The organism is Inquilinus sp., assembly GCF_039594555.1.
Lineage (GTDB): Bacteria > Pseudomonadota > Alphaproteobacteria > DSM-16000 > Inquilinaceae > Inquilinus.
Map to the genome: position 1 here is coordinate 1 of NZ_JBCNNF010000319.1, position 7,893 is coordinate 7,893.

General features: G+C 70.2%; 6 protein-coding genes and 1 pseudogene. 1 reads left to right on the forward strand and 6 read right to left on the reverse strand.

Annotation, left to right across the window (positions count from 1 at the left end; genetic code table 11):
* From ABDW35_RS26805 to ABDW35_RS26815, 3 genes are all read right to left on the reverse strand, one after another.
* Window positions 1–1,038, reverse strand: a 1,038-nt coding sequence (locus ABDW35_RS26805) for a KUP/HAK/KT family potassium transporter (protein ID WP_343716914.1), incomplete at its 3' end; no start/stop codon positions are given.
* 292 nt (window positions 1,039–1,330) lie between these two features.
* Window positions 1,331–2,083, reverse strand: coding sequence for a glucose 1-dehydrogenase (locus ABDW35_RS26810; protein WP_343716915.1), 753 nt, complete (start codon window positions 2,081–2,083; stop codon window positions 1,331–1,333).
* A 312-nt stretch (window positions 2,084–2,395) separates the two neighbouring features.
* Window positions 2,396–3,841 carry an aldehyde dehydrogenase family protein gene (locus ABDW35_RS26815; protein ID WP_343716916.1) on the reverse strand — a complete coding sequence of 482 codons (1,446 nt, stop codon included), beginning with the start codon at window positions 3,839–3,841 and terminating at the stop codon, window positions 2,396–2,398.
* A 108-nt stretch (window positions 3,842–3,949) separates the two neighbouring features.
* Here ABDW35_RS26815 and ABDW35_RS26820 point away from each other — a divergent pair, with 108 nt between their 5' ends.
* Window positions 3,950–5,392 (forward strand): sigma-54 dependent transcriptional regulator, encoded by a 1,443-nt coding sequence (locus tag ABDW35_RS26820; RefSeq protein ID WP_343716917.1) that lies wholly within the window; start codon window positions 3,950–3,952, stop codon window positions 5,390–5,392.
* A 372-nt stretch (window positions 5,393–5,764) separates the two neighbouring features.
* Here the strand turns inward: ABDW35_RS26820 and ABDW35_RS26825 are convergent, their stop codons facing one another.
* The 3 genes and pseudogenes from ABDW35_RS26825 to ABDW35_RS26835 all read right to left on the reverse strand — a co-directional run.
* Entirely contained in the window at window positions 5,765–6,238 is a 474-nt protein-coding gene (locus ABDW35_RS26825) for an ASCH domain-containing protein (RefSeq protein WP_343716918.1), read from the reverse strand.
* A 52-nt stretch (window positions 6,239–6,290) separates the two neighbouring features.
* Entirely contained in the window at window positions 6,291–7,499 is a 1,209-nt protein-coding gene (locus tag ABDW35_RS26830; protein WP_343716919.1) for an MFS transporter, read from the reverse strand.
* 120 nt (window positions 7,500–7,619) lie between these two features.
* Window positions 7,620–7,893 (reverse strand): annotated as a pseudogene (locus ABDW35_RS26835) (transcriptional regulator); the annotation flags it as partial.

Below are 7,893 nucleotides of genomic sequence, written 5' to 3' on the forward strand. Positions count from 1 at the left end.
CGAGATGTAGATCTGGCCCTTCTCCTCGGCCGAGGTGTGGCGCACCTCCAGCCGCGGCATGTAGCCCAGCTGGGCCGCCTGCTGGCTCACCGAGAAGGCGCCGGAGATCACGGCCTGGGAGGCGATCACGGTCGCCATGGTGGCCAGGATCACCATCGGGTACAGGCCCCAGGACGGGGTCAGCAGGTAGAAGGGCGATTCGATCGCCGCCGGGTTCTCGATCAAGAGCGCGCCCTGGCCGAAATAGTTCAGCAGCAGGGCGGGCCAGACGAAGCTGACCCAGGCGATGCGGATCGGGCCGCGGCCGAAATGGCCCATATCGGCGTACAGCGCCTCACCGCCAGTCACCGCCAGGACGACGGAGCCGAGCACGACCACCGCGGCCCACGGGCTGGTATAGAACAGCTCGACCGCGTGGTTCGGCCAGATCGCCGCCAGCACGTCCGGGCGGTTCACGATCTGGGCCGCGCCGAGCAGGCCGATGGTCAGGAACCATAGGCACATGATCGGGCCGAAGGCCGAGCCGACCTTGGCCGTGCCATGCGCCTGGACCATGAAGATCAGGGTCAGGATCACCAGCGTCAGCGGGATGATGTAGGGGTCGAAGACCGGGGTGGCGATCTTCAGCCCCTCAACGGCGCTGAGCACCGAGATCGCCGGGGTGATCACGCCGTCGCCATAGAACAACGCCGCGCCGATGATGCCCAGCAGGACGATGAAATGGCCCCATTTCGCGCCGCGCCGGGCGCGGAAGGCCAGGGCGGTCAGGGCCAGCACGCCGCCTTCGCCGCGGTTGTCGGCCCGCATGACGAAGGAGACGTATTTCACCGTGATGATCAGCGTCGTCGCCCAGAAGATCAGCGACAGCACGCCCAGAACGGCGCCCTCCGAGACGCCGGGCGCCCCCGGATGGGTGAAGCATTCCCGGATGGTGTAGAGCGGGCTGGTGCCGATGTCGCCATACACGACGCCGATGACGCCGAGCAGCTTGGGGGCGAGCGATTGGCCGTCGCGCGAGTCGGTAGCGAGGGTCGTCATCGCGCCTTCCTAATCGGACGGTGCGTGATCGACAACCCGGCCGTTGCTGGCATGCCTGTGGCCCCCTTCGGCCCCCTCGCTACCCTGAGCGCGAGGGTGCGGGCATCGCGCGCCGGAGGCAAGCCCCGGCTGCGAAGACGACGCCATCGCGCATCCAACCCCTTCCTGTCATGCCCGGGCTTGACCCGGGCATCCAGAGAGCGTCGAGATTTTCTGGATTGCCGGGTCAAGCCCGGCAATGACAGCGGATGGGGAGGTGCTTCCCTTCAGCCGCCTCCGAGGTCTCGACCTCTCAGATGCAGCGGCCACCATCGACCTCGAGCGCCACGCCGGTGACCATCGAGGCCTCGTCGGAGGACAGGTACAGCGCGGCATTGGCGATGTCCTCGGGCGTGCTCATCCGGCCCAGCGGGATGGTGGCCAGGAACTGGGCCCGCCGCTCCGGCGTGTCGTCGCCGAGGAAGGTCGAGGTCAGGCCGGTCTGGCCCAGCACCGGGCACAGGCAGTTGACCCGGATCTTCGGCGCCAGCTCGACCGCCATCGACTTGGTGGCGGTGATCACCGCGCCCTTCGAAGCGTTGTACCAGGTCAGGCCGGGCCGCGGCCGCAGCCCGGCGGTCGACGCGATGTTGAGGATCGAGCCGCCCTTGGCCTGAAGATGCGGCGCGGCGTGGCGCACGGCCAGGAAGATCGCCTTCACATTGACCGCGAAGATGCGGTCGAACTCGTCCTCGGTGACCTCGGCCATCGGCTTGTTGCGATGGGTGTAGCCGGCGTTGTTGACGACGATGTCCAGCCCGCCGAAGGCCTCGACCGCGGTGGCGATGGCGACCGCGGTGTCGGCGTCGCGCGACACGTCGGTGCGGACGAAGCGGGCGGCATCCGGCCGGACCTCGTTCAGCGCCGCGGCCACGGCCTCGCCCGCCTCGGCCGACAGGTCGGCGATCAGCACGCTGGCGCCTTCCCGCACGAAGCGCTCGGCGATGCCCTTGCCGAAGCCTGACGCCGCGCCGGTGACGATGGCCACCTTGCCTTCGAGCCGCATGCCCTGTCCCTCTGTCCTGGTCGTGTGGTGGTCGCGTTGCGGGAGGGGTGCCGCTCAATCGTCTGGCGCCCGGCCCGCCGTCTGCCCCGGCGCTGCGCCGGACATCGAATGGCCGGACTATAAGCGCAGGGCGGTCCCGGCAGCAGGCGAATGTCCGCGAAGGAGGTATGAGCCGGGCGCGGATCTTGCTTCGTAACCAATCCTCCTCCCTGTCATTGCCGGGCTTGACCCGGCAATCCAGAGGATGTCGACGCTCTCCGGATGCCCGGGTCAAGCCCGGGCATGACACAAAAGGAGAGGCCGAGGAGCCGGTTATCCGTGCCGGATCGCGATCGTCTTCGTCACGCTGAAATGGTCCAGCCCCTCCATCGCCTTCTCACGGCCGAAGCCGGAGCGCTTCATGCCGCCGAAGGGCAGTTCGACCCCGCCGCCGGCGCCGTAATTGTTGACGAAGACCTGGCCGGCCCGGACCCGGCGGGCGCAGCGCAGCTGCCGGGCGCCGTCCCGCGTCCAGACTCCGGCGACCAGGCCGAACTCGGTGCCGTTGGCCAGGCGGATCGCCTCCTCCTCGTCGCGGAAGCGCAGCACCGCCAGCACCGGGCCGAACACCTCCTCCTGCGCCAGCAGGTGGTCCGCCGGAACGTCGCCGACCAGGGTCGGCACCTGGTAGAAGCCGCCAGCCGGGGCGTTCGGGGACAGGCGACCCTCGGCCAGCACCGGCAGCCCGTCCGCCCGGGCGCGGTCGAGATGGCCGCGCACCCGCTCTTGTTGCCGGGCGCTGATCAGCGGGCCGCAATCCGGGTCGCGGTCCCAGGGGCCGGTCTCCAGCGCCTTGAACCGTTCGCCCAGGGCCGACAGGAAGTCGTCGGCGATGCCGTCCTGCAGCAGCAGGCGGCTGCCGGCGGAGCAGGTTTGGCCGGCATTCTGGACGATCGCGGCGGTGACGAAGGGCAGGGCGGCTTCGGCATCGGCGTCGTCGAACACCAGCTGCGGCGACTTGCCGCCCAACTCCATCGTCACCGGCCGGTTGAACTGCGCCGCCGCGGCCTGGATCGCGGCGCCGGTGGCGGGCGACCCGGTGAAGCTGATGTGGTCGATGCCGGGATGCGACGCCAGCGCCGCGCCGGCCTCGGCCCCGAGGCCGGTGACGACGTTCAGCGCCCCTGGCGGCAGCCCGGCCTCCAGCGCCAGCTGGGCGATGCGCAGCGGCGTCAGGCAGGCATCCTCGGCCGGCTTCAGCACGCAGGCATTGCCGGCGGCCAGGGCGCCGCCGATGGTGCGGCCGAAGATCTGCGCTGGGTAGTTCCACGGGATGACGTGGCCGGTGACGCCGTAGGGCTCCTTCACCGTCAGCACGGTGTAGCCGTCGAGATAGGGCAGGGTGGTGCCATGATGCTTGTCGCAGGCGCCGCCATAGAACTCGAAATACCGGGCGCAGGCGGTGATGTCGGCCTTGGCCTGGCGCGCCGGCTTGCCGGCATCGGCCGCCTCCAGCCGCCACAAGGTCTCGAAATCCGCCTCGATGGCGCGGCCGATGCGGGTCAGGATGCGGCCGCGCTCGACCGCCGGCATCCGGCCCCACGGGCCGTCGTCGAAGGCCCGGCGCGCGGCCCGGACGGCGGCGTCGATCTCCGCCGCGCCGCCGCGGGCGAGGCTGTCGAACGCCGCCCCGGTCGACGGGTCGATCACCGCAATGGTGCGGCCATCCGCGGCGCCGTTCCAAATTCCATCGATCAGAATCGTTTTCGGACCTATCATGATGCTCTTTCTGTCTCAGGACCGTTCGTCGCGGCGGGGCGGGCTCGTCACGTCGTTGCGTTTAAGACGAATTCTTGTTGCGGGCTATTGTTGAAGATGGATGCCTCCATGGGCCACGATACCGCCTTGGCTCCCCTCGCCGAAACGCCTGTCGCCGATACCGCGGCCGTGCTGCTGGTCGAGGACATGCCGGCGCTGGCCCGGCTGTATATCGAGACCTTGTCCCGGGCCGGCATCGCCGTCGATCATGCCGAGACCGGGGCCGACGCGCTCGCGGCGCTGGCGCAGGGGCGCTATGCGACCGTGCTGCTGGATCTCAACCTGCCCGACATGAACGGCATGGAGATCCTGGCGCATATCCGCGAGCAGCAGATCCCGGTGGCGCCGATCGTCATCACCGCTCACGGCTCGGTCAACACCGCGGTCGAGGCGATGCGGCTGGGCGCCTTCGACTTCCTGGTCAAGCCCTTCCCGGGCGACCGGCTGACGGTCACGGTCCGCAACACGCTGGAGCGGATGCGGCTGCAGCGCGAGGTCGAGGCCTGGCGCGAGGATCTCGGCCGCGACCGTTATTACGGTTTCATCGGGCGGTCGCTGGCGATGCAGGCGGTGTACCGCATCATCGACTCGGCGGCGGCATCCAAGGCCACGGTGTTCATCACCGGCGAGAGCGGCACCGGCAAGGAGCTGTGCGCCGAGGCCGTGCACCGGCGCAGCCCGCGGCACGACCAGCCTTTCGTCGCCCTGAACTGCGGCGCCATCCCGCGCGACCTGATGGAATCGGAGATCTTCGGCCATGTGAAGGGTGCCTTCACCGGTGCGGTGGCCGACCGCGAGGGCGCCGCGCTCCGCGCCGATGGCGGCACCCTGTTCCTGGACGAGATCTGCGAGCTGCCGGCGGAGCTGCAGACCAAGCTGCTGCGCTTCCTGCAGACCGGGGTGGTGACGGCCGTCGGCGGCAGCCGCGAGCGCAAGGTCGATTTGCGCATCGTCTGCGCCACCAACCGCGACCCGGCGGAGGAGGTGCGGCAGGGCCGGTTCCGCGAGGACCTGTACTACCGCCTGCTGGTGATCCCGGTGACCCTGCCGCCGCTGCGCGAGCGCGAGGACGACGTGCTGCTGATCGCGCGCCAGTTCCTGCGCGACTACGCGGCGGAGGAGGGCAAGAGCTTCGGCGATTTCGATCTGGAGGTGGCGGAGGACCTGCAGCGCTATGCCTGGCCCGGCAATGTCCGCCAGCTGCAGAACGTGGTCCGCAACATCGTGGTGCTGCATGACGGGCCGCTGGTGACCCGGGCGATGCTGCCGCCGCCGGTGCGCACCCTGATCCCGGCGGCACAGCCCGGCCGGCCGCTGCCTGAGCCGCCGGCGGTGGCTGCGGACGGCAAGGCGGCGGGGATCCGGCCGCTGTGGATGGTCGAGAAGGAGGCGATCGAGCACGCGATCTCGGCCTGCGAGGGCCATGTGCCGCGGGCCGCGGCGCTGCTCGGCATCAGCGCCTCGACCATCTACCGCAAGCGGCTGAACTGGGAGGCCGAGGGAAGGGGTTAGTGGTTCGGGGCACGTCAGGCATTCGGACGGGACCGGCACGATCTCGATCGTCCTCACGGCATTGCCTCTCCCGCCGCGCGAGACCTTTTCGGAAATTCCCCGGATCGTGCCGGAGGCTCGCGACGAAAGCAAAAAAGTCCCCCCTCCCCTTGCGGGAGGGGGTAGGGGGAGGGGTTCGCGCCGCCAGAGCCGCCCACGATCCGGTCCACCCGCGACGTCGTTTCCTGAGTCCATTCGCGAAGAGCTTGTCCTCGACAACCCCCTCCCCCTAACCCCCTCCCGCGAGGGGAGGGGGGACTAGAAAGGGATGGCTTCGGCTATTCTGAAGAGGTCTCGCCACGCGGGAGAGGCAACGCGAATACCGGCCTGAACTCATCCCGCTCTGACCACCGCCTCCGGATACACCAGGCGGAAGCGCTCGCAGAACACCGGCATGTCCGGGGCCGGCTCGCGGCCCAGCTCGGCGCAGCGGCGGCCGAAATAGCGCCAATGCGCCGCGCGCCAGGAGGCCAGCGACCGGTCGTCCTCGCCCTCGTCATAAGCGAAGGCGGCGTCGACCTGATCGAAGGGCAGCACCCGCACCTCCACCGTCTGCAGCACGCAGCGCGGTGTGCCGTCGAAATCGGTGATCAGGCTGTACCCGCCTGGCTTCGGCGTGCCGGCCTCGTCGGCGCCCCAGACCAGACCGGCGGTGGCGGTCTTGGTGCCGGCCAGCACCAGCGCCAGCAGCTCGCTGGCCAGCGCCTCGCTGTCGCCGAAATACCAGAGGTCGTAGTGCTCGGGCAGGGCGAGATCCGGCCGGTCGCGGCGCAGCGCCTGCCACCAGCGTTCGGCGATGTCGGTCATGCTCGGCCTCCGGCGGAATCGGGGGCCGATTCCACCGGAAACCGGGCCGCGGTCAAGCCTGGCGCGGGACCGGGCGGCGAAACAGCTCGGTCGAATAGACCAGCAGTGCCACGGCCGGGAAGGCGAGGCCGACCCAGCTGACCAGCGACCAGCCGCCGGCGCTGAAGGTGCCGCTGGCGATGGCGGAGCCGACCGCGCCGCCGGCGAAGGCGCTGGCGACGTACAGGCCGTTCATCCGGCCGCGCGCCTCGGGCGCCAGGGCGTAGATGGCGCGCTGGCCCAGCACCATGTTGCTCTGTACCCCGAAGTCGAGCAGCACGCCGGCCGCGCCCAGCAGCACCACCGACCCGGTGATGCCGCCGGCCCAGGCCATGGCGAAGGCGACGGCGACCGAAGCCAGGGCGCCGAAGGTGGCCGGCCGGGTCCAGCCGCGGTCGGCGATGCGGCCGGCCAGCGGGGCGGCCAGGGCGCCGGCGGCGCCGACCAGGGCGAAGACGGCGATGCCGGCCTGGCTGTAGCCGAAGCGGTCGCTGGCCAGCTCCAGCGGCACCGCGGTCCAGAACAGGCTGAAGCCGGCGAACAGCGCGGCCTGGTAGGCGGCGCGGCGCTGCAGCACCGGGGTGTGGCGGAACAGGGTGGCCAGCGAGCGCAGCACCTGGCCGTAGCGCGGCCCCGGCGCCGGCCGGTACTGCGGCAGGCGCCAGGCCAGCACGGCCAGGAGGACGGCCATCAGCACGGCGGACAGGGTGAAGATGGCGCGCCAGCCCAGCAGCTCGGCCACCACGCTGGCGACCGGCCGGGCCAGCAGAATGCCCAGCAGCAGGCCGCTCATGATGTTGCCGACCACCCGGCCGCGGATCGCGTCGGCGCACATATGCGCCGCCATCGGGATCAGGATCTGGGCCGCGACCGAGCTGATGCCGATCAGCAGCGCCGCGAACAGGAAGATACCGGCGTTCGGCGCCAGGGCGGCGATCGCCAGGGCCACCACCGTGCCGGACAGGGTCAGCACCACCAGCCGCCGGTTCTCGACCATGTCGGCCAGCGGCACCAGCAGGATCAGCCCGGCGCCGTAGCCGATCTGGGTCAGGGTGACGACCAGGCTGGCGGCGACGGTGCCGAGGCCGACCGACGGCGCGATCAGCGCGATCAGCGGCTGGGCGTAGTACAGGTTGGCGACGATGGCGCCGCAGGCAACGGCCATCAGGAACATCATCGCCGGCGTGATCGCCGGGACGGCAGGATGCGCGCGCTCGCCCATGGCGACGCCTCTCGGCAGCGGAATCGGTCAGAAGAGGATCAAATATAGAACGTCCGGCGCTGCTGCGGTGCACAAAAGTCCGACATGGCAGCGTTGAGCGATCGGCGCGGCTTCCTCCGGCTACCCCAGCCGGGCCCGCAGCCGGCGCAGCAGCTTCGGCACGTCGGGCGGCTGGACGACCGCGCCGCGGATCAGGCTGTCGAAATGCTCCGACAGGGCGCGGATGTGCTCGGTCGAGTTGAACAGGAAGTACATGCCGCCGAGATAGATCACCGCCCGCAGCGGCCCGAACACCGTCACCGGCACGGAGTAGTGCTGGCGGCCGTCATAGAAGAACCAGCGGAAGGTCGGGTACAGCTCCTCCACCAGCTCGACCACATGATCGCGCTGGTGG

Excerpts from the sequence above, each read along its gene's own strand:
- ABDW35_RS26810 (WP_343716915.1), bottom strand. The coding sequence starts at position 2,083 with ATGCGGCTCGAAGGCAAGGTGGCCATCGTCACCGGCGCGGCGTCAGGC.
- ABDW35_RS26815 (WP_343716916.1), bottom strand. The coding sequence starts at position 3,841 with ATGATAGGTCCGAAAACGATTCTGATCGATGGAATTTGGAACGGCGCC.
- ABDW35_RS26820 (WP_343716917.1), top strand. The coding sequence starts at position 3,950 with ATGGGCCACGATACCGCCTTGGCTCCCCTCGCCGAAACGCCTGTCGCC.
- ABDW35_RS26825 (WP_343716918.1), bottom strand. The coding sequence starts at position 6,238 with ATGACCGACATCGCCGAACGCTGGTGGCAGGCGCTGCGCCGCGACCGG.
- ABDW35_RS26830 (WP_343716919.1), bottom strand. The coding sequence starts at position 7,499 with ATGGGCGAGCGCGCGCATCCTGCCGTCCCGGCGATCACGCCGGCGATG.